General features: G+C 70.7%; 16 protein-coding genes and 1 riboswitch. Of the genes, 4 read left to right on the top strand and 12 right to left on the bottom strand.

The features are described 5' to 3' along the window. Positions 1–170: 170 nt before the first annotated feature. Positions 171–749, bottom strand: a complete 579-nt coding sequence (locus ACWD4J_RS25025) for a TetR/AcrR family transcriptional regulator (RefSeq protein WP_451397658.1) — start codon at positions 747–749, stop codon at positions 171–173. Between the two features lie 90 nt (positions 750–839). Here ACWD4J_RS25025 and ACWD4J_RS25020 point away from each other — a divergent pair, with 90 nt between their 5' ends. The 4 genes from ACWD4J_RS25020 (at position 840) to ACWD4J_RS25005 (ending at position 6493) form a co-directional block, all read left to right on the top strand. Further along, positions 840–1286, top strand: a complete 447-nt coding sequence (locus ACWD4J_RS25020) for an anthrone oxygenase family protein (protein ID WP_451397657.1) — start codon at positions 840–842, stop codon at positions 1284–1286. A gap of 483 nt (positions 1287–1769) precedes the next feature. Continuing rightward, on the top strand, positions 1770–2603 hold the full coding sequence (locus tag ACWD4J_RS25015) for a PIG-L family deacetylase (RefSeq protein WP_451397656.1): 834 nt from the start codon (positions 1770–1772) through the stop codon (positions 2601–2603). 509 nt (positions 2604–3112) lie between these two features. Next, a complete protein-coding gene (locus tag ACWD4J_RS25010; protein WP_451397655.1) occupies positions 3113–4126 on the top strand; it encodes a LacI family DNA-binding transcriptional regulator in 1014 nt (337 codons plus the stop codon). Positions 4127–4438: 312 nt separating this feature from the next. Further along, the gene (locus ACWD4J_RS25005) at positions 4439–6493 is read left to right on the top strand and encodes a glycoside hydrolase family 31 protein (protein WP_451397654.1); all 2055 of its coding nucleotides are present in this window, start codon (positions 4439–4441) and stop codon (positions 6491–6493) included. A 69-nt stretch (positions 6494–6562) separates the two neighbouring features. On the opposite strand, the gene ACWD4J_RS25000 is transcribed toward ACWD4J_RS25005, so the two are convergent. The 11 genes from ACWD4J_RS25000 to ACWD4J_RS24950 form a co-directional block, all read right to left on the bottom strand. Beyond that, the gene (locus ACWD4J_RS25000) at positions 6563–7219 is read right to left on the bottom strand and encodes a class I SAM-dependent methyltransferase (protein WP_451397653.1); all 657 of its coding nucleotides are present in this window, start codon (positions 7217–7219) and stop codon (positions 6563–6565) included. Between the two features lie 7 nt (positions 7220–7226). Further along, a complete protein-coding gene (locus tag ACWD4J_RS24995; protein ID WP_451397652.1) occupies positions 7227–7697 on the bottom strand; it encodes a hypothetical protein in 471 nt (156 codons plus the stop codon). After that, positions 7694–8596 (bottom strand): bifunctional 5,10-methylenetetrahydrofolate dehydrogenase/5,10-methenyltetrahydrofolate cyclohydrolase, encoded by a 903-nt coding sequence (locus ACWD4J_RS24990; RefSeq protein ID WP_451397651.1) that lies wholly within the window; start codon positions 8594–8596, stop codon positions 7694–7696. Before ACWD4J_RS24990 ends, ACWD4J_RS24995 begins: the two co-directional genes overlap by 4 nt. A 22-nt stretch (positions 8597–8618) precedes the next feature. After that, positions 8619–8705: riboswitch (ZMP/ZTP riboswitch) on the bottom strand. A 139-nt stretch (positions 8706–8844) separates the two neighbouring features. Further along, positions 8845–10638: an ABC transporter ATP-binding protein gene (locus ACWD4J_RS24985; RefSeq protein WP_451397650.1), complete on the bottom strand. Its 1794-nt coding sequence runs from the start codon at positions 10636–10638 to the stop codon at positions 8845–8847. Beyond that, complete coding sequence (locus ACWD4J_RS24980; protein ID WP_451397649.1) at positions 10635–12389, bottom strand: ABC transporter ATP-binding protein; 1755 nt, start codon at positions 12387–12389, stop codon at positions 10635–10637. Before ACWD4J_RS24980 ends, ACWD4J_RS24985 begins: the two co-directional genes overlap by 4 nt. Before the next feature lie 205 nt (positions 12390–12594). After that, a complete protein-coding gene (locus ACWD4J_RS24975) occupies positions 12595–13308 on the bottom strand; it encodes a glycoside hydrolase family 12 protein (RefSeq protein ID WP_451397648.1) in 714 nt (237 codons plus the stop codon). A gap of 44 nt (positions 13309–13352) precedes the next feature. Next, the gene (locus ACWD4J_RS24970; RefSeq protein WP_451397647.1) at positions 13353–15674 is read right to left on the bottom strand and encodes a glycosyl hydrolase family 95 catalytic domain-containing protein; all 2322 of its coding nucleotides are present in this window, start codon (positions 15672–15674) and stop codon (positions 13353–13355) included. Continuing rightward, positions 15671–17686, bottom strand: coding sequence for a beta-galactosidase (locus ACWD4J_RS24965; RefSeq protein WP_451397646.1), 2016 nt, complete (start codon positions 17684–17686; stop codon positions 15671–15673). The genes ACWD4J_RS24970 and ACWD4J_RS24965 overlap by 4 nt, the downstream gene beginning before the upstream one ends. A 55-nt stretch (positions 17687–17741) precedes the next feature. Further along, a complete protein-coding gene (locus tag ACWD4J_RS24960; RefSeq protein ID WP_451397645.1) occupies positions 17742–19985 on the bottom strand; it encodes a 1,4-beta-glucanase in 2244 nt (747 codons plus the stop codon). Between the two features lie 299 nt (positions 19986–20284). Further along, a complete protein-coding gene (locus ACWD4J_RS24955) occupies positions 20285–21214 on the bottom strand; it encodes a carbohydrate ABC transporter permease (RefSeq protein WP_451397644.1) in 930 nt (309 codons plus the stop codon). Beyond that, on the bottom strand, positions 21211–22269 hold the full coding sequence (locus tag ACWD4J_RS24950) for an ABC transporter permease (RefSeq protein ID WP_451397643.1): 1059 nt from the start codon (positions 22267–22269) through the stop codon (positions 21211–21213). The genes ACWD4J_RS24955 and ACWD4J_RS24950 overlap by 4 nt, the downstream gene beginning before the upstream one ends. Positions 22270–22272 lie beyond the last annotated feature (3 nt).

Raw genomic sequence — 22272 nt, 5'->3', positions numbered from 1 at the left:
AAAGGTGGGCGTCATCATCCGGCCGTAGCTTCCGAGGTGGGCGCCCCGTCAGGGGCGCGGGGCCCCTGCGATCTACGGCTCCGCCGCGTGGGCGCGAGTGACCAGAAGCGATGCCGTAGGCCGGCAGCCGGTCCGGAAGACCCCGGCTGCCCGTCCGTCCGGACGGTGCGTCAGACCATGGCGAGCCGGTCCACCAGCAGCTCCACCCTCCGCTCGGTGTCCTCCGGCGGCTGCCGTCCCGCCCGGGTCAGGGTCGCCAGTCCGTGCAGGGCCGCCCAGAACACCTCGGTGAACAGTCCCGGGTGGACGCCGTCCCCGGCGACCTCGCCGAGGCTTTCCAGCAGGGCGGCGAAGGCGTCCTTCAGCGGCTCGGGGGTGTCCTCATGCGCGAAGGCCAGGCCGCCGTCGAGCTGGAACAGGGCGTCGTAGACCGCCGGGTTGCGTGCGGCGAAGTCGAGGTAGGTGCGGGCGAGGGCGGTGACCCGGGCGCGAGGGCCGTCCGCGGCGGAGGTCGCGGCCCGCAGCGCCGCGGCCAACTCGGCGGCACCCTCGAGGGCGACGGCGCCGATGATCTCGCGCTTGCCGCGGAAATGGCTGTAGAGGACGGGCTGGCTGTACTCGATGCGCTCGGCGAGCCGGCGCGTGGTGACCGCGTCCCAGCCCTGCTGCTCGGCGAGTTCGCGGGCCGTCGCCACGATGAGTCGCTCGCGGCCCGCCCGCTCGCGCTCCTTGCGTTCCTTTACCGACATGATTCGATCCTAGCACCGCTAGACAAGTGAGCGGCAGTAGTACTAGCGTTGCCTCACCGAATAGCATTGCTAGATTCCAGGGAGGTCGTCATGCTCAGCGCACTTGAGGTGTTCACCATCGTGGTCGTCGGCGTGATGGTGGGGGTGGAGTTCTCCGTCGCCTTCGTCATGAACCCGATCCTCAACGCACTCCCCGGCGACGCCGGCCAGCTCGGCCACGCCCACGGGGGCCGGATGCTCGGCGCCGTCATGCCGGTCTGGTACATCGGCTCGCTCGTCCTCGTCGCGATCTGGGCCGTCGCCGGATGGCACCACCAAGGCACCGGCCTCGTCGTCACCGCCGCCGCGCTGCTGATCCTCAGCGTGGTCATGTCGCTCCTGCTGCTCGTCCCGATCAACAACCGGGGCAAGACGTGGACCCCCGAGAACCGGCCCGCGGACTGGAAAGAGCAGCTGAACCGCTGGGAGCGCTGGCACTACGTCCGCGTCGCCGTCATCATCGGCGCCTTCGCCCTGCTGGCCGCCGCCCTCGCCTGAGCCGCGGGCCGAGACCGCGCAGGTGGCGGCACTCCGCTACTCCGCGGGCGGTAGCCGACGATTCGCACGGATCTACACCGCCCTCGGAACCCAGGACCCCCTCTACCGGAGGTTCTGCCTCTTTCGAGATCGCGACTTCCGCGAAAGCCAGGTCGTTCGAGGACCCCGGACCTCCGCCTTCTCAAACGACCTGGCATCCCAGCAGGCCAACGGCTCGCTATCTGACAGATGGGCTGCGACAGGACAATGCAGGTCGCGCCTGTACCTCGTTCGCGTTGAACGCCGACGCCTGGAAGGCCAAGCGGCCGCGCCGGGAACAGCCGGTCCGGCCGGCACGGTTGCATCGACCGAGGGACCGGCGCCGCACGGGCGGGGAACACGGAGACCACACGGTCGTCCGCCCCACCAGGATCCGGGCCCCAAGATCGCGGTACGCCCGCCGCACACTCGGACCAAGACGTATTTCTGCAGGAGGACTGCTTCATGACTGACCGGCCCTTGACGCTCATGGCGGTACACGCCCACCCCGACGACGAGGCCACCGGAACCGGAGGGGTCCTTGCGCGGTACGCGGCGGAAGGCATCCGCACGGTTCTCGTGACGTGTACCGACGGCGGCTGCGGTGACGGACCGGGGGGTGTCAAGCCGGGCGATCCCGGTCACGATCCGGCGGCGGTCGCCTTGATGCGCCGTCAAGAACTTGAGGCGAGCTGTGACGTCCTGAAGGTCAGCCATCTGGAGATGCTGGACTATGCCGACTCCGGGATGACGGGCTGGCCGAGCAACGACGCCCCCGGATCCTTCTGGCAGACCCCCGTGCAGGAAGGCGCGGCCCGACTCGCGGAACTCATGCGGCACTACCGACCTGATGTGGTCGTCACCTACGACGAGAACGGCTTCTACGGCCACCCCGACCACATCCAGGCCCACCGCATCACGATGGCGGCGCTGGAGATGACCGCGCTGGCACCGAAGGTGTACTGGACCACGATGCCCCGCTCGATGATGCAGCGGTTCGGCGAGATCATGCGCGAGTTTCATGAGGACATGCCGGAGCCGGATCCTGCCGAGGCCGCCGCGATGGCCGAGATCGGCCTCCCCGACGATGAGATCACCACGTGGGTGGACACGACCGGGTTCAGCGGTCAGAAGTTCGATGCGTTGGCCGCGCACGCCAGTCAGGGCGAGAACATCTTCTTCCTCAAGATGGGCAAGGAGAGGTTCGGCGAGTTGATGGGCATGGAGACCTTCGTACGTGTCCAGGACACCACCGGCGCGGCCGTGCCCGAGAACGACCTCTTCGCCGGACTGCGCTGATCCGCCCGTCCGACCGGGGCCCGGAAAAGCTCATCGGCCGCACGGCGCGATCCCCCGTAGGGGTCCGTAGCTCGACTTGAGGCGTCAGGCTACGAGCAAGCCCAGCGGTGGCGGTCGCCGAGCGGAGGACTCGATGCCTTTGCGGGCGATGCGCTGGCGGATGCCGCCCTAGGGGAGCCATTTCCGCAATCCGCTTGGCTGGTTCACTCTTTGTGATCATTGTCAGCTTCGGATCATTGGCAGGGTGTCATGTCGGAGGTGATCATCTCCGGTCCGACCGCTGCGCCCGCAGCCCGCCCTACGCCCCGCCGCCCCACCCAACAGCCCCTCTACGGCCCATCGGTGGTGGCGGACATAGGGGGCTGCCGGTGCCAAATTTCTTCGTCGAAGCGCTTCGACAACCTATGGACACCCCCTGATCGTCGGGCTACTGTCGGACCACCCTCACCCCGCAGTCCCGTCCGCAGCGCCCGTCGTCGAAGCGCTTCACACCCACCTTGGAGGGCTGAATGGTCACCCTCGCCGAGGTCGCCCAGCACGCCGGAGTCTCGGCCAGCACGGTGAGCTATGTCCTCAGCGGCAAGCGTTCCATCTCTGCCGGCACCCGGCAGCGGGTCGAGCGGAGCATCCAGGAGCTCGGTTACCACCCGAACGCGGGCGCCCGGGCCCTGGCGAGCAACCGTTCGAACATCATCGCACTGATGATTCCACTGCGTACGGACATGTATATGCCGGTGATGATGGAGATCGCCATCGCCGTCGCCACCACGGCTCGTGCGCACGGGTACGACGTGCTGCTGCTCACCGGCGAGGAGGGGCCGGACGCCGTTCGCCGCGTCACCGGCAGCGGGCTCGCCGACGCCATGATCCCCATGGACGTCGAGCTCGACGACGAGCGACTGCCGCTGCTGCGCGGTTCGGACCGGCCGTCCGTACTCATCGGGCTGCCCGCCGACACCACCGGGCTGACCTGCGTCGACCTCGACTTCGGAGCGACAGGCGCGCTGTGCGTCGAGCACCTGGCCAAGCTCGGCCACCGCGACATCGCGGTCATAGGCGAGTCGCCCGGGGTGTACGAGCGGCACACGGGCTTCGCCGAGCGCACCCTGGACGGTCTGCGCTCCCGCTCCCGCGAGCTCGGGCTGCGGTTGCTGCACCGGCCCTGCGAGGGCGGCTACGACGCGATGGCGGTGACCCTGGCCCGGATATTCGACGAGCGCCCAGGCACCACCGGGTTCGTCGTGCAGAACGAGGCCGCGGTCGAGCCGCTGCTCGCGCTGCTGCGGCAGCACGGCCGCGCCGTCCCCGAGGACGTGTCCGTGGTCGCGATCTGCCCGGACCAGCTCGCCATGCAGGCCTCGGTCCACCTCACCTCGGTCGCCATCCCCGCGCAGGAGATGGGGCGGCGCGCCGTGGAACTCCTCATCGCCAAACTCGAGGGACACGGCACGGACGAGGTCGTGCTGCTCCCGCCGGAACTGACCGTACGAGCCAGCTCGGGACCGGCACCCTCGACTGCCTGAGGGGTGCGGTTCCGGCCGGGGCGGCCTGGGCGCGAGCCCGGCCGAAGCGAGCCGGAATCCTGGCGCTGACGGAGCCCGGCCCGGCGGGGACGCCCGGGCCGGCCGGGACACCCGGGCCACCGCCCTGCCCGCGCCACCCCGCCCGCGGACGCCCGGGCTCGCTCCTCCCCCGCCCTTCCCCACGTACGTACCTCCGCACGCACCTCCGCACCGTCCGCCCCACCCCATGCCCCTCCCCCGGCACGGTTCCGCCAAGCCGGACATATCTGTACATCAGCCGTTACAGACCCCTTCAGGAGCAGGAGCAGCCGCGTGAATCAGCCTGCCGTCAGCCAGCCCGAAGAGGGCTCCCCCAGCCTCGCCCAGTCGTCCCCCACCATCGGCACGTTCCGCGAGCGTGACGGTGCGCTGGAGTGGAGCGGCCGCCAGGAGACCGTACGCATCGAGCCCTGGGGCCCGGACGCGATACGCGTCCGCGCCCGGCTGGGCGGCCCCGTCCTGGAAGGGCTGCCCGGCGCACTCCTCGACGACCCGGGGCCCGCGCAGGCGGTGACCGTCAAGATCGGGGACGGCGAGGGTCAGCTGACCGTCGGCGCGATCACCGCGCACGTCAGCTCCGAGGGCCAGATCCGCTTCGTGCGTACCGACGACGGCACCGAGCTGCTCGCCGAGGAGCGCGCCCACTTCTGGTGGCCCGGTCCGCGCCTCTACACGCCCACCGGTAACGGCCACCACCGCCTCGAGCAGCGCTTCAGCGCGTACGAGGGCGAGAAGCTGTACGGCCTCGGTCAGCACCAGCACGGGCGGTTCGACCAGAAGGGCACCGTCCTCGACCTGGTGCAGCGCAACGCCGAGGTCACCATCCCGGTGCTCACCTCCAGCCGCGGCTACACGCTGCTGTGGAACAGCCCGGCCATCGGCCGCGTCGAGCTGGCGGACAACGGCACGCGCTGGGTCGCCGACTCCGCCCGCCAGATCGACTACTGGATCACCGCGGGCGCCCCGGCCGACGCCCAGCGCCGCTACAGCGCCGTCACCGGCCGGACGCCGATGCTGCCCGAGTGGGCCGCGGGCTTCTGGCAGTGCAAGCTGCGCTACCGCACCCAGGACGAACTGCTCGCCGTCGCAAGGGAGTACAGGCGGCGCGGCCTGCCGATCTCCGCGATCGTCTGCGACTTCTTCCACTGGACGCACTTGGGAGAGTGGAAGTTCGACCCGGCGGAGTGGCCCGACCCGGCGGCGATGATCCGGGAGCTGGACACGCTCGGCATCAAGCTGGTCGTGTCGGTCTGGCCCTCGGTGTCACCGCTCAGCGAGAACCACCAGCTGATGGAGCAGAAGGGCTACTTCATCGGCACCCAGTACGGCCCGATGGCGCACGCCGACTGGCCGGACAAGGAGGTCGCGTCCACGGTCCAGGTGGCCTTCTACGACGCGACGAACCCCGAGGCGCGCGAGTTCGTGTGGTCCCGGGTCCGGGACAACTACCTGGAGCCTTACGGCATCCGGGCCTTCTGGCTCGACGCCTGCGAGCCGGAGCTCAAGCCGCACTTCGCCGAGAACCTGCGCTACCAGGCGGGCCCGGGCCTGGAGGTCGGCAACCTCTACCCGCGCGAGAACGCCCGTACCTTCTACGAGGGCATGCACGCCGCAGGCGAGACCGAGGTGGTCACGCTCAACCGCTCGGCGTGGGCGGGCAGCCAGCGCTACGGCGCGGCCCTGTGGTCAGGCGACATCGGCACGGACTTCCCGACCTTGCGCCGCCAGATCGCGGCGGGCCTCAACACCGCACTGTGCGGCATCCCCTGGTGGAACACCGACATCGGCGGCTTCCACGGCGGCGACCCGAACGACCCCGCGTACCGCGAGGTGATGGTCCGCTGGTTCCAGTTCGGCGCGCTGTCGCCGCTGATGCGCCTGCACGGCTTCCGCGACCCGGGCATGCCGCTCGGCCCTGACATGACGGGCGGTCCGAACGAGGTGTGGTCGTACGGCGAGGAGGCCGGCGCCATCCTCGAGAAGTACCTCCACCTGCGCGAACGCCTCAAGCCGTACGTCCTCGACGTGATGCGCGCCGCCCACGAGGAGGGCCTCCCGGTGATGCGGCCGCTGTTCCTCGAGTTCCCCGAGGACGAGACGGCGTGGTCGGTCGACGACGCATACCTGTTCGGCCCGGACCTGCTGGTGGCCCCGGTGCTGGAGGCGGGCGCGACGACCTGGACGGTGTATCTCCCGGCGGGCGCCCGCTGGACGGACGCCTGGACGGGCGAGGAGTACGAGGGCGGAGCGGCCGTGACGGTCGACGCCCCCCTGGACCGGATCCCGCTGTTCCTGCGGGACGGGGCGCGGCTGCCGGTAGCGGAGTAGCCGCGCAGGAAGGAGGGCGGCCGGTCCTTGGGGGGAACGGCCGCCCTCCGCCTACTGGCACCCGACCGCTCAAGGCCGGTGCCATACCAACGTGTATCGCCAGAACAAGCGACGACGCAGTCGCGCACCCGGCAGGACGTGCTGGGCTTCGCGGACGATCTGGGCGAAGCCCATCTCCGCCTGCCGGGTCCGGGCGGTCATCGAGACCGGCCGTGGTGCCGTACGGCCCTTGTTCTTGAACCAGCCCATGGCGGCGTTCAGCGGGATGGAGGCGACACTGAGCAGGTGGTCGCCGAGGGTCTCCTCGCGAGCCAGTCCGACGACCACCAGCGTTCCTCCCGGTGCCAGGTGCCGGTGGAAGGCGGTGAGCGCGTCGGTGAACGGCAGATGGTGGATGACGGCGACACACGTGATGACGTCGTAGGAACCGGCGGGGATCCCGGTGAGCGCATCCGCGACGGAGAACGTCACCGGGGCAGCCGGGGCGGTCAGTTCCTGCGCCCGGCCGACGATCGCCGGATCGGAGTCGATCCCGTGCACCTCCTTGGCGCGCGTGGCCAGGAGCCTGGCCAGGTCGCCACTGCCGGAGCCGACGTCGAGGGCACGGTCGAAGCGCCGCGGGAGCTGTCGCAGGATCCACCGGTGGTAGTGCGCGTTGTGGTCCCAAGGGTGGGCTTCACTGAACCGGCCAACCGCTTGCAGGACGCGGTGCAGCAGCATGGTCATACCCCTCCTAGCTGTCCTGGCCGCGGATGTTGCGGACAAGCCAGGGGCTGAGTGTCATGCGCAAGATCAGCTCCTTGTAGGTCTCGTCTCCGGGCAAGGGAACGATCAGCCACCGACCGGGCGGGAAGAACCTCTCTCTTACATGGGCCAGACCGCCGTAGACAGCCCGCAGGAACGCCGGAACCGAGTCGCGGGGGATGTCCTCGAACCCCACGCCTTCGACGGTGATCTTCGTGTCGCCGTCCGGGAAGATCCAGACGGTGACGGACGGAGAGCCCCCCAACTCGATGAACGCCTCGTGCGGCAACGAGCCGTCCGGGTCGAGAACCGTGAAGGCCCCGGCCGACGTCCGACGGGACGTCTGGTCAGCACCGATGTCGTGCGTGACGCTCAACTCCAGGTTGTGCTCACGCGCGATCTCGCGTATCGCCGTGACGGCAGCCTCGGTGGTGGGCAGATGCGGGTGACGTTGGTTCATGACCGGATCATCCCCCTCCCGGGAACATGACGTCGGCGTTCCCGGATTCCGAGCTGGTGCGCTGCGGCGTCCACCGTCTGAGCCAGCAGAACGGCGATGGTCATCGGTCCGACACCGCCGGGAACGGGAGTGATCAGACGAGCGCGCGTGCGGGCGGTGTCGAAGTCCACGTCGCCGACGTTGCCCGGGCTGTATCCGGCATCGATCACCACCGCGCCGGGCTTGATGTCCTGACCGCGGATCAGCCGGGGCCGGCCCACCGCCGCCACCACAACGTCCGCTTCCCGGACGATCGCGGGCAGGTCCGCGGTGCGGGAATGGCAGTACGTCACCGTGGCGTCCCGCGCGAGCAGGAGCATGCCGACCGGTTTGCCGAGGATCGCGCTACGGCCGATCACAACGGCGTGTCTGCCGGCGAGTTCGACGCCGTACTCGTCCAGCAGCCGCATGATCCCGCCCGGGGTGCAGGACACGAAGCCGGGAAGTCCGAAACTCATCGCGCCGAAGGAGTGCACCGTGACGCCGTCGACGTCCTTCTCCGGGGCGATGGCCTCGAAGGCCGCCCGCTCGTCGATGTCCGGGCCCGCGGGGTGCTGTAGCAGGATGCCGTGAACGTCCGGATCGCGGGAGAGAGTTGCGAGCGTGTCGACCAGTTCCGCGGTCGTGGTGGTGGCGGGCAAGCCGATGTGGCGGGACCGGATGCCGGCCTTGGCGCAGCGGGCCCGTTTCATGCGGACGTAGGTGACAGACGCGGGGTCCTCGCCCACCAGCACCGTCGCCAGGCACGGTGCGACCCCCGTGCTTTGTGAGATCTCCGCCGCCCTGGTGGCGGTCTCTTCGAGGATGCGCCGGGCGAGGCCGGTGCCGTCCATGAGCTGGGCCGTATGAGTCGGGGACATCATCGCCTCCCAGGCGTGATCGACCACTCGCCCAGGCGCACGGCATCGACGTTCTCGTCAGACCGCTCCCCGGTGGTGCTCCACCTCAGCGCCAGTCACGGCCCACGGCGCACTGTAGTGGAGTCGAGGTGTTCGGCGCGCCTCCTTTCTGCCCCGTGCCCGTCCGCTGGGAGACGGCGGGCACGGGTCGCGCCGTACCGGCGGCGCGCGGACGTCGCCGGTGTGTGGGCGATCGAGCGTTCCGCGGCTCAGGACGCCGCGTACGCCGTCGCCTGGATGCCGTACAGATCCGCGTACCGCCCGCCCAGCGCCAGCAGTTCCTCGTGCGTGCCGTGTTCGGTCAGGCTGCCCTTGTCGAGGACGAGGATCAGGTCGGCGCCGCTCACGGTCGAGAAGCGGTGGGAGACGATGACGGTCACGGCGCCCGTGCGGCTGGCGAGGGTGCGGGCGCGGTCCATGTAGCGCTGGAAGATGGCCTGTTCGCTCGGGGCGTCGAGGGAGGCCGTGGGTTCGTCGAGGACGAACAGCAGCGGGCCGCGGCGCATGGAGGCGCGGGCCAGCGCGGTCTTCTGCCACTGGCCTTCGGAGAGGTCGACGCCGCCCAGTTCGCGGCCGAGCTGGGTGTCCAGGCCGTCCGGGAGGCGGGCGACCAGGCCCTCGGCGTCGGCCGCCCGGACCGCGTCCGCGATGCGCTCGCGGTCGTCGATGTGCGGGAGGTCGCCGAGCCCGACGGTCTGGGCGAACACGGTGTGGAAGCGCCCGAAGTCCTGGTACGCGGCGCTGGTCCGGGCCCGCCAGGCGTCCGTGTCGAGCTCGGCGAGATCGGTTCCGTCGACGGTGATCCGCCCCTCGTCGGGCCGGTAGAACTTCGACAGCAGCTTCACCAGCGTCGTCTTGCCCGAGCCGAACTCGCCGACCACCGCGATCACGGCCCCGGCGGGCAGCGTGACGCTGATCCCGTCGAGCGCGCGGCGTTCCGTGCCGGGGTAGACGTACGACACGTCGGTGAAGGTGATGCCTTCACGGAGCGCGTCGGGGCTGGGCGCCGTGCCTGCGGTGCGGGCCCGCTGCTCGGCGGCGTACTCGCGCAGCCACAGGTACGGGCCGATCAGCCGCATCGAGTCGATCGCCCCGCCCGCTCGCATCACCGCCTGCTGCACGGACTGGCGCAGCGCCGCCGCGACGGTGATCGTCAGCACCAGGTCGCCGGGCGTGCCGAGGCCCTGTGCCGTGCGGTGGCCGACGAGCGCGAGGCCCCCGCCGAAGCCGAGCGTGAAGACCGTCCAGCCTGCCGCCCGCAGCCATGCGGAGCGCATCCGGGCCCGGTAGCGGACCTCGATCGCTTTACCGAAGGCCGCGCTCTGCCGCCGTACGATCTCGTCCCCCGCGCCCGCGACCCTGAGCTCCTTGCCGGTCGCCGCGCGCGTGCCGAGCTTGAACAGATGGCGCTGCACGCGGTGGTACTCGGCGGTGTCGGTCTCCGCCGCGTTGATCAGCCGCTGGCCGCGGGCGTTGGCCCACAGCGGGAGTGCGGCGGCGGGCAGCAGGAGCAGCAGCCAGGGGCTGACCGTACCCAGGAGCAGGAGCAGCACCACGAGCTGGAGCACGTCCGTGAAGATCGCGATCGCGCTCCACATGCTGGCGACGATGCCCCAGGCGGAGGTGCGGACCGTGGTCACCCGGTCCAGGTAGTCCGTGCGCTCCAGGTGCTCGAGGCCCTCCAGGGTCGCGATGTCGCGGTGGATGCCCTCATGGATGTCCGTCAGCCCGATCTTCTCGGTCGACATGATCATCAGGGAGCGGGCGCTGTTGTTCAGGGTGTGGGTCGCGGCGTATGCGCATGCCGCGCAGACCGCGCCGAGGGCCGCCGTGTCGTGGTCGCCGGTGGTGATGCCGTCCACGGCGGTGCGCAGGGAGAGCGCGACTGCGGTGGTGGCGGCCACGCCGAGCAGCAGTACGGAGAGGGTGGCCGCGGTGGCGGCCGGGATGCGGCGGCAGGAGAGCGCGAACAGTTCGCGCCAGAGCGCGAGTGTGCGCCTCACTGGTATTCCCCTTCCTCGATGCGGTCCTCGTGACCGCGCTGGAACCGTTCGGCCTGGATGGCGAACATCTCTGCGTATGTGCCCTCTCGGGCGATCAGTTCGTCGTGGGTGCCCGACTCGGTGATGCGGCCGCCGTCGAGGAGGACGATCCGGTCGGCCTGACGGACGGTGGACAGGCGGTGCGAGATCAGGACGACGGAGGTGTCGTTTCCGCGGGCCTGCGAGAGCCGGTCGAAGACGTCGAACTCGGTGCGGACGTCGAGGTGGGCGGTCGGCTCGTCGAGTACGAGGAGCCGGGCGCCGGTGTGCACGGCGTAGAGCGCGCGGGCGAGGACGACCTGCTGCCACTGTCCGCCGGACAGGTCGACGCCGTCGGTGCGGGAACGGGCGAGCGGGGTGTCCCAGCCGTGCGGCAGCCGCTCGAGGACGGCGGTCAGCCCGGCGTCGCGGGCGGCGGCTTCGAGTGCGGTGTCGTCGCGGGGGACGGAGGCCTGGCCGAGCGTCACGTTGTCGGCGGCGGAGAGTTCGTAGCGTACGAAGTCCTGGAAGACGACCGAGATGCGGCGGCGCCAGGCGTCGGGCGCGAGGCCGGCCAGGTCGGTGCCGTTCGCGGTGATGCGGCCGCCGGTCGGCTCGTACAGGCCGGAGAGCAGCTTGATGAGCGTGGACTTTCCGGCGCCGTTGAGGCCGACGACGGCGAGGAGTTCGCCGGGGCGGATCTCCAGGTCCAGGCGGTCGAGGACGGTGCGTTCGGTGCCGGGGTAGCGGAAGGAGACGCTCTCGAAGCGGACGTGGAGGGGGCTTTCCGGGAGGTCCTGGGTTCCCTGGCGCGGCACGGGCACCGGCAGGAGCTCCTCCAGCTCCGCGGTGGCTTCGAGTGCGGCCTCGGCCCCGGCGAGGTCGCGCGCGTCGGCGTAGTCGACGAGGGTCACCAGCGACCAGCCCGCGCTCAGCACGGCCGTGGCGACGGCCGCCGACTGCGTGCCGTCGGCTCCGCCTGCCGCCGCCGGTACGAACACGGCGAGCAGGCAGCCGAGGACGACGAGGCCGTGCCCGATGTTCTCCCACACGATGTGGACGGTCCGGCGCCACAGCGGCTCGAACATGGCCATCAGATGACGCCGCTGCTCGACGAGCATCCAATCGGCCAGGCCGAAGGTCCGTACGTCCTTCCCGGTGCTCGGTGACGTCATCGCCTCGGCCCACACCCCGCCCTGCTGGGCGCGGTCGGCGCCGGTCAGCCACTGCCGGATCAGCTCCAGGAAGCGCCGTACGGAGCGGATGCGCAGCGCGACGACGGGCAGCAGGATCACGGGCACCGCCCACCACGCGAAGGCGGCCAGCACGGCGGCGGAGGCGACGAAGCCGCACACGGCGCTGATGAACCGCAGCTGGGCGGCGGCGCCGTCGGCCGGGGTCCGCTCGGTCCAGTTCTCCGGGTCCGCGGAGGCGGCCTGCACGAGTTGCTGGGTCCTCGGCTGCTCCAGGCCGCCGATGGTGGGGACGGAGACGGCCCGGCGCAGGAGCGCGGCCCGGTGGGCGCCGACGATCCGCGCCTTGAGCAGCCAGTCCAGGGGTTCGATGAACGTTTCGAGGAGATGCGCGGCGAGGAGGAGGACGGTGAAGGCGGCCAGTGGCCATAGAAGGCCGCCGAGGGCTCCGTCGCCGGTCAGCCGCTCGGCGCGGCCGATGAGGTGCCCCATGGCGACCGCGGTGGCCGCGGGCAGCAGGGCCTGGGCGAGCAGGAGCAACGAAAGCCCCGCCAGCAGGGGGCGGGGTACGGTGCGGAGCGGGCGGAGCAGCGCGATGCGCTGCGTGAGTGGGCCGGACAGTAGGGGTCACCTCGCGGGTTCCGATGATGGTGGAGCCGGCCCCGGGACGGGACCGGCCCCCTTTCGCGGTACTCCATGGTGCCGTGGCGCTGTGGTGCCGTGCCGCTGATTTTCTTACGGCCCGTCAGCTGCTCGAGACGGTCAGGCTGTTCGTCTGGAAGTCCAGCCCGCCCGACGACGAGGTGATCTCGTAGCCGAACTGGACGTCTCCGATGGTCTCGTTGCCGAACCAGCCCTTGGTGTCCTTGATCCACTTGAGGATCGGGAGGATGTCGACGGTGCCGGAGGTCGAGTCCGAGGTGCGCAGGAACGAGAAGACGTCGTTGGCGCCGTTGTTGCCCTTGTAGACGGTCCAGGTGTGGCCGCCGAGGGTGACGTTGCCCTGTGAGGTGCCGAGCGGGCCGACGGCTCCGTTGTAGTTCACCCAGAGCATGACCTCGTAGTCGTAGTCGGTGTCCCAGATGTCGTACGAGGTGTTGTACGCGCCGGAGGACGGGACCGTGACGTTGTAGCTGCTGCTGAGCGAACCGAGCGAGGTGATCGACTTGTTGATCACCTTCTTGGAGTTGGGGTAGGACTTGATGCCGCCGGTGTCGGGGTGGTTGGCCCAGACGCCCCAGTTGGTGCCGGAGTTGGCCCATATGCACTGGCTGCCGGCGCCGGATCCCCAGATGTTGTTGTAGAGCGTGTAGCCGTCCAGCGTGGTGTTGCCCCACTGGTCGCAGGAGCTCCAGATGGCGGCCTGGGCGGGTGCGGAGGCGAGGCCGATCGTCGCACCGAGCGCGAGCGCCGGTGCCAGCAGGGCCTTGGTGATCTTGCTCAGTGTGCGTGGTGCCATGGTGTCCCTTTCCATGGGTGGGGGGATTTGCCGAGTTCGCCGATCTACCGCGCCTCCAGAGTGAGGACGCGGTCTTCCCCGGCATGCAGCGACACCTGTCGCGCGCCGGTGGAAGTCCATGGGGGCGTCCGCAGGTCGATGCGGACGGTGCGGGCGGGGCGGATCACGGCGGTGACTCCGTCGGAGCCCCAGGTGAGGTCGACTTCGGCACCGAAGCGGGTGCGTATGCCGAGGAGTTCGCCGCTCGCGTACACGGCCGGGAGCGCGGGCAGGAGGACGAGCCGGTCCGGTGTCGACTGCACCAGCATCTCGACGACCAGCGCGGGGAGCGCGTGGGCGGCGTCCGCGTTGTAGACGTCGCGGGCCGGGTAGTGCGCGCTCATCAGCGAGGCGTGGAAGAAGTCGCCCGCCAGGACCTGGCCCAGGGCGGCTTCGGCCCGCTCGCCGTCCCGCAGCCGGGCCGCGACCAGGGCGTGGTGCAGGTGGCCGTGTGCGGAGTCGTTCTCGGCGCCGCGGAGCTGGAGCGCACGGTGGGCTGCCGCGGCGAGGCCGGGCGTGTCGTAGGGGTTGATCTCGTCCAGCGGCCAGACGCCGTAGAGGTGGCTGAGGTGCCGGTGGTCGTAGGACTCCTCCAGACCCGGCCAGGCCCATTCGGCGAGCGCGCCGTCGTCGTTGACGCGGTGCGGCGGGAGCCGGTCGGCGAGGGCGCGCCAGCGGTCGGCGTCCGGGGTGCCGGGGTGGTAGGCGGCCGCGGTGAGCAGGGCGTGGCGGGCCGCGGAGAGGTCCATGGCGGCGTTGAGGGTGCCCCAGCTCGCGTTCGCGGGCCGGTTCTCCGGGGAGTAGGAGGGGACGACGACGAGCCGGCCGTCGGGTCCTTCCCGGGTGAGGAAGTCCTCGTAGAAGCACGCCACTTCGGTGAGCGCGGCGGCCAGGCGCGGGTCCTGTTCGCCGCGGATCTCGTCGTGGTCGACGAGCGGCTTGAGCAGCCAGTCGGCGCCCGCCGTCCACAGGTGGAGGGGGTACTCGCGGCTGAAGTGGTACGTGTGCCCGGACTCGCCGTCGGTGTGGGAGGGCGCGACGATGCCGCGTGTGCCGAAGATCGTGCGGGCGTTGTCCCGCCAGTCCGGCAGCTGGCCGTAGACCAGTGCGGCGTGCGCCTCGGTGACCTCGGGCAGGGCGGTGGCCGCGGCCGACGCGGTCTGCAGGTTGAGGTTGGCGTTGGTGGTGAACGCCCCGGACCACGCGGTGTTCCAGTCTCCGGTCCACAGGCCGGGCAGGCGCGGCGGCAGCATGCCGCTCGCGGAGAGCTGGTGGTAGCGGCCCGCCGCGAACAGCCGCTCCAGGAGAGCGGTGCTCTTGGGGCGGCTGAGCAGCTCGGAGCCGGGGAGTGTGCGGTCGGGGTCGTCGTCATCGGCGGTGCCGAGGCGCAGCGAGACGCGTTCGTAGGCGGGGCGGTGGAGTGCGGTGTGGCGGTCGAGGAGGTGGGCGTAGGCGTCGGCGATGTCCGCGGGCTCGCCCGCCTCGTCGCCGGGGCCGCCGCCGGGCAGCAGAGCGCGCAGCGCCTCGGCCTCGGCCAGGACGTCGAGTTCACCGGTGTGGCGCTGCACGCGTGTGAGGAGCAGTACGGCTTCGGCGTGCTGGACGCGGACGCCGGACAACTCCACCGTCGGGCGCCCGCCGGCGGTCACCACGAGCGTCACACCCGTGTAGGCGCGGTCGCTGTCCGGGTAGCGGGCGCGCAGCGTGAGCAGGGCGCCTTCCCGGGTGAGCGCCGCCCCGTGGCCGACCCCGAGGCCGGGCGGGGCGCCGGGGAGACGGTCGTCCTGGGAGATCTCCAGGGTCAGGCCCGGTCCGGTGACGTACTGGACGATGACGTCGTCCGCGCGGGAGACGAAGACGCGGCTGTGCCAGTCCGTGCACGCGGCGTCGGTGACGCCGGTGGTGAAGTCGACGGAACGCCGGTAGCCGGGCCGGTCGGCGGCCGGGTCCTGGCTGTTCTTCAGCCGGAGCTGGAACGCGGGGTGGAAGGGCTGCACCCACATCAGGCCGCGGCCGTCCGTGAAGCGCTCGGCGGCCGCCGTGTCACCGTCGAGCAGCCGGTCCTGGAGGGCGGCGAGTTCGGTGGCGAGCTGCGGGGGCCGGGCGTGCTCGCTGCCGTTGGGGCGGACGAGTGTGTGATGGTTGACGATGATCCGGTCGTCGTTCGGATCACCGAACACCATGGCGCCGTGCCGCCCGTTCCCGCTCAGGAAGGCGTCCTCCCAGCGGGCAGCGGGTGTCGGCTCCCATGTTCCGTCGCGCCACGCGCGCGTGCCGTCCCCGGTCGGCGTCGCGCGCGTGCCGTGCGTGTCCTGAAGCTCGTTCACTGCGCCAGCACCGCCACCCCGTACCGCTCCAGCTCCAGCGAGCCCTCGACGGCCTCGCCGGTGAGGAGATCCCGGTGCGCACCGGAGGGCACCTCCACCGTCACCGGTTCACGCCGGTGGTTGAGGACGAAGAGCAGCTCGCCGCGGCGGACCGCCTCGACGCCGGCCGGCAGGTCCTCGAGCACCGGGCGCACGCCCGCCTCGGCGGCGACCCGCGCCAGCAGGTCGCGCAGCGCGTCGGGCTCGGGCAGCGTCGAGACGTACCAGGCGCGGCCCTTGCGCAGCACCGCCGGCAGGCCGTCCAGCTCGCCACCCTTGTAGGGCGTGACGGCGTCCGCGTCCGCGGCCTGAAGCTCCTCGGACCAGAGCGTGCCGCGGAACCCGTCGGCCTCGACGGTCTCGTCCACGTCGAGGGGCCACCACTCGTGCAGGATCCGGATGCCGAACAGCTCGCGGAGCCGTTCGTCCATGCCGCCCGGCCGCACCCGGTCGTCCTCGTCGGCGACGCCGGTCTGGAAGCCGCAGACCAGGGTGCCGCCACCGCGCACGTACGCGAGGAGGTTGTCGATCGCCGTGTCGGTGAGCAGATACAGCTGCGGGACGACGACGAGCTTGTACGCGGACAGGTCGTGCTGGGGGTGCGCGAAAGCGGCCGTCGTGCCCGCCTCCCACAGGGCGCGGTGCCAGGAGCGTACGACGTCCTGGTAGTCGACGGCGGAGGAGAGCCGGCCGTCCTGCTGGCCGGCCCACCAGGAGTTCCATTCGTGCAGGATCGCGACATCGGCGGCCACGCGCGTGCCGGTCACCTCGCCGCTGATCCGGGCCAGTTCGGCGCCGAGCTGCTTGACCTCCTGGAAGGTGCGGCCCTGCTCACCGGCGTGGCTGACCATGCCGGAGTGGAACTTCTCCGAGCCCTGCCGGGACTGGCGCCACTGGAAGTAGCAGACGGCGTCGGCGCCGCGCGCGACGGCCTGGAGCGACCACAGGCGGTTGAGGCCGCGCGGCTTGGGGTGGTTGACGCCCCGCCAGTTGACCGGTCCGGCGGCCTGCTCCATGACCATCCAGGGACCGCCGCCCGCCTGCGAGCGGGTCATGTCCTGGATCATCGCGCCGTTCTGGCCGCCGAAGGGGTCGCGCGGGTCCGGATAGATGTCGACCGAGACGGCGTCCTCCTCCTCGGCCCACCGCCAGGCGTCCTGGCCCATCCAGAACGGCATGAAGTTGGTGGTCACCGGGATGTGCGGGGTGTGCCGGCGGACGATGTCACGCTCGGCGACGTAGCACTCCAGGAGCATGTCGGAGGTGAACCGCTTGAAGTCGAGCACATGGGCGGGGTTCTTCATGTAGTGGGCGCGGCGGGGCGGGATGATCTCGTCCCAGCTGTCGTAGCCCTGGCTCCAGAAGGCGGTGCCCCAGGCGGTGTTGAGGGCATCGAGTGTGCCGTACTTGTCCTTCAGCCAGCGGCGGAAGGTGGTGGCTGCCTCGTCGCCCCAGTCGTAGGTGCAGTACTCGTTGTTGATGTGCCACATCGTGAGGGCGGGGTGGCTGCCGTAGCGGGCGGCCAGGTCCTCGGTGATGGCGGCGGCGTACCGGCGGTAGGTGGCGCTGGAGTGCGAGAAGTGCTGGCGGGAGCCCCACCACTCGGTCTGGCCGTTCTCGTCGCGGGGCAGCGTCTCGGGGTGGAGGCGGCCCATCCACGGCGGGGGCGAGGAGGTCGGGGTCGCCAGGACGACCCCGATCCCGTTCTCGTGCATGAGGTCCATCAGGCGATCCAGCCATCCGAACTCACGTGCTCCCGGGCGCGGTTCCAGCTTCGCCCAGGAGAAGACGCCCAGCGTGACGGAGTTGACGCCTGCCTCGCGCATGAGGCGCACGTCCTCGTGCCAGGTCTCCTCGGGCCACTGCTCGGGGTTGTAGTCGCCGCCGAAGAGGATGTGGCCTCGGGTGGTGTCGGCAAGGGTCGGGCGGTCCGGCGTACCGGATGCGGTCAAGCTGGGCGTCTGGGGGGTCATGAGGAAGGTTCTCCGTAGGCGCTGGGCGTCTGGGGTCACGCCGTCGGGCGGGCTGTCAGGCCGGGTCTCCGTACTGGATGCCGCGGCCGTTGGTGCCGAGGTATACCCGGCCGTGGATGCGGGCGTCGCCGGTGATGACCTCACCGATCCAGCCCCACTGGTGGCTGTCGTCGTTGATCCGGATCCAGGTCTTCGCCTCGTCGTCGGACCGGTAGACGGCGGTGATCGCCTCCGTGGAGCCGACCTGGTAGATCGCCGGGTAGTCGGCTCCGTCGGCGGCCTTGCCGAAGCCGAGCGTGTACGACGCCCAGCAGCTGCTCACCTTGGTGAAGGTGGCGCCGCCGTCCGTGGAGCGGTAGAGGCCGTTCCACTTGGCCGAGAGCCACAGGTCGCCGCCGCGGCCGGGGGCTGCGGCGATCTTGAACTGGTTGTCGCCGGATGCCAGTCCGGTCGCACGGGCAGTGAAGGAGGCACCACTGTCAGTGCTCGCGTATAGCGTTCCTGTGTCGGTGTCGTACGCGTAGAAGAGTGTCGGGTCGGCCGGGTCGGCGACCGGCGTGGCGCCCTTCGGGAAGGAGGAGACCTCGGTCCAGGTCGCGCCGTTGTCCGTGGAGCGGTGCGCGGCGTACTTGGTGCCGTCCCAGTGGATGAACGACCACAGCAGCGTCGAGCCGTCGGCGCTGGTGGCGATCGGTCCCGGTGCGCTCTTGGCGATGTCGGGCTGGGCCGCGAAGGGCACCCAGGCCTGGCCTCCGTCGTTCGAGTAGGCGCCGTTGCCCTGGTCGCCCCAGCCGGACCGCACGACGTAGGACGGCTTGGCCGCGGCCAGCGCGAGTCCCGTCGCCGACCCGAACACGGGGTTCGTCGCCATGCCGCGCGACGGAGACGCCGTGAGCAGCTCGTGGTACATCACGCCGATGTCCCCGAGCCCGCTGAGCAGATGCGCTTCCCCGGCCGGAGGCGAGATCAGCTGGCGCACGGCGGTCTCCTCCAGACCGCGGATCTGCGGTGCCCAGTTCTTCAGGTCCCGGGTCGCGTAGAGCGTCGCGCCCGTCCCGTACACGATGTGCTTCGAGTCGTACGGGTCGATGCCGACGGCCTGGATCCACCAACCGAACTTGGGCTTGTCCCCGCCCCACTTCAGGAAAGGAGTCTCGGACACGTCGAAGACAGCGGAGTCCTTCAGGGACGTCCAGGTGCGGCCGCCGTTGGTGGACCGGTAGAGCGTGTCGATGTCCGCCCAGCGGTTGTTGGTGGAGACGACGACGGTGCCGGGGCGGCAGACATCCACGGCGACGCCGCCGTACCCGAAGGTGTCGTTGGAGCCGTCGGCCGTGGTGCCGCCCGGCTTCACCGGGGTGACCTCGGTCCACTTGCCGGACGCGGTGTTCAGCTTGTGCACCGAGCCGGTCGAGTGGCCGTTCGGGCCGGGGGTGTCGGCGTAGGTCACGTACAGCTCGCGCGTGCCGGAGTCGTACGCGGCGCGGATCGGCACCTTGGCGGCGGTCCCGGTGGGCTGCCCGGGCACGGCCTCCCAGCTGCCGGACGTGGTCGTGCGGTACAGGGTCGTTGCGGTCGCGCTGCCGTCGCCGTCGCCCCAGCCGGCGTACAGGGTGCGCCCGGCCGCGACGAGGAACATGATGCCCTGGCCGGACGCCGTCGCCTGCGCCGGGAAGTCGGCGGACGCCCAGGTCGCGCCCCGGTCCGCGGACTTGAGCAGGCCGTCGTGGCGGGTGCCGAGCCACAGGGTGTCGCTGTCGCGCGGGTCGACGAGGAGCCGCTCGCCGGCGCCGCGGCCGTCCTCGTTCGCGCCGAGCTTCACGCTCAGGTCGGTGCGGGTCCAGGTGGCGCCGCGGTCGTCGGAGCGCAGTACGGCGCCGTTGCCCGCCCACGACTGGGCGTACGTGCCGAGTGCCACGTACACGCGGTCAGGGTGGGCGCAGTCGACGGCGATCGCCTCGACGCCGAGCAGGTTCCAGTCGTCCCAGCCGATGTGGTCGATGAGCGGGACCCACGCGCTCGTGCCGTCGTCCCAGCGGTAGGCGCCGCCGATGTCCGTGCGGGCGTAGGCGAGTCCGCGGACGGAGGGGTGGAAGAGCACACCGGTGACGAAGCCGGTGCCGCCGATGGCGGCGTTGCGCCAGCGGTACGGGTTCCCGTTGGCATCGGCTGCCGCGGTGGTCGTGGGCGTCTTGGTGGCCGCATGTGCCGTGCCCTGGAGGGCGGGGAGGGCGGTGAGTGCTGCCGTGGCGGCAGTCCCGGCGAGGACGGAGCGTCTGCTGAGGTGGTACGTGCTCATGACATACCTCGTTATGTGCGGGGAGGAGCGGAGGAGCCTGATGGATCTGGAACCTGTCGGGGGACGGTGGGGCCAGAACAGGGAGGGACGGTCGGGAACAGGCAGTTCCGAGAGCGTCGCGACAGGCGGCCGCCGGGGGGATCCGGCCGCCGTATGGCGGGGCTGCGAGGGGGGAGGTGGGGGGAGCCGCGCCGTGGCGGGGATAGGGAACCCGCCGCGGCGCGGGGTTGGAGCCTGCCGTGTCCGGCCGGTGACAGGCCCGGCCGGACACGGCGGCGAACGAGGGGCGGTGCGGGGCGTCAGCCCTTGACCGCGCCGGTGAGCATGCCCTTCTTGAAGTGCTTCTGGACGAAGGGCGACAGGACGGCGACGGGCAGCAGTGCCATCGCCATGACCGCCATCTGGACGGCGAGTCCGGACAGCTGGCCGGTCTTGATGGCCTGGCCCATCCCCACCGGGGGCTCCTGCTTCTGGACGAGCTGGATCATGACGTTCTGCAGCGGCATCATGTCCTGGTCGCTCAGGTAGATCGACGCGTTGAACCAGGCGCTCCAGTAGCCGACGGCGTAGAAGAGCGTGATCACCGCGACGACCGCGCGGGAGAGCGGCAGCACGATCTTCCACAGGATCCGCCAGTCGCCGGCGCCGTCCATCCGCGCGCTGTCGATGAGTTCCGGCGAGATGCCCATGAAGAACCCGCGCAGCACGAGGATGTTGAAGACGCTCACCGCACTCGGCAGGATCAGCGCGAGATAGGTGTCCGCCAGCCCCAGGGACTGCACCAGCAGATACGTGGGGATGAGGCCCGCGCCGAAGAACATCGTGGCGAGCAGCGTCATCAGGAACCAGCGGTGCCCGAGCGACGACGTGCGGGACAGCCCGTACGCGCACAGGACGGACACCGTCATCGAGAACAGCGTGCCGACCAGGGTGATCAGAATGCTGATGATCGCCGCGCGGCTGACCTGACCGCCGCCCAGAAGTTCCCGGTAGGCGATGAAGGTGATGCCCTTCGGCACCAGGACCAGGCCGCCGGCCTCGGTGATGGTCTTCTTCGTGGAGAGGCTGGTGACGATGACGATCCACAGCGGGAAGAGGACACCGAGGCAGGCGATGCCGAGAACCAGGCCCTTGCTCGCCAGCCCGGCCTTGCTGGGCTCGCCCTCCCATGAGGGCCTCGGCGGGGCCGCCCAGCGGCCGGGCGGACGTTCTTGGGTGACGGCGCTCACTTCTTGTACACCCCTTGCTCGCCCATGAGATGGGCCACCTTGTTCGCCACCAGCACCAGCGCCAGGCTCACCACGCCCTTGATCAGGCCGGCGGCCGCCGCGTAGCTGAACTCCTGGTTGCGGACGCCGTTCCACCACACATAAGTGTCGAGGACCTCCGACGCGCCCGGGCCGACCGCGTCGCGTTGCAGCAGGATCTGTTCGAAGCCGACGGTGAGGGCGTCGCCGACGCGCAGCACCAGCAGCAGGGCGATCACCGGGCGCAGAGCGGGCAGTGTGACGTGCCACATCCTGCGCCACCGCGACGCCCCGTCCATCGCCGCGGCCTCGTACAGGTCAGGGCTGACGGAGGCAAGCGCGGCGAGGAAGACGATGATGCCCCAGCCCGCGTCCTTCCAGACGCCCTCCGCCGTCACCAGGAACTTGAAGATCCCCGGGTTGGTCATGAGGTCGAAGCCCTCGTAGCCGTGCTGCCGCAGGGTCTGCGCGATGATGCCCGCGCCGCCGAAGATCTGCTGGAAGACGGTGATGACCAGCACCCACGAGAAGAAGTGCGGCAGGTAGAGGATCGCCTGGGAGACGGCCCGTACGCGGGGCCTGACCACGCTGTTGATGAGCAGCGCGAGCAGGATCGGCACGGGGAAGAAGAGCACCAGCTGCAGGATGAACAGCACCAGCGTGTTCTGCACGGCGTCCCAGAACGCCGAGTCCTCGAAGATCCGCTGGAACTGCTCGAAGCCCACCCAGGGGCTGTGCAGGATGGCGATGACGCCGTTGTCGCTGACGTACGGGTCGTACTCCTGGAAGGCGACGACGTTGCCCAGGATCGGTACGTAGTTGAAGACCAGGACCAGCAGCACGGCCGGCAGGGTCATCAGGATCAGGGCGCGGTCCCGCTTGAAGCGGTTCCTGAACGTGCCGCTCTTCGCGGACGAGCCGGTCTTCTTCCTCCGGGCGGTGCGGCCCGTACGGGCGACGGACGGCTCGGTGCCGTCCGTCACCACGGACGAGGCGGTCCGGACTGGGGCGCCCGGGGCGGTGCTGTGCGACGACACCTC

The sequence above is a fragment of the Streptomyces sp. NPDC002577 genome, from assembly GCF_053594815.1.
This window is presented reverse-complemented; position numbering and strand designations above follow the sequence as displayed.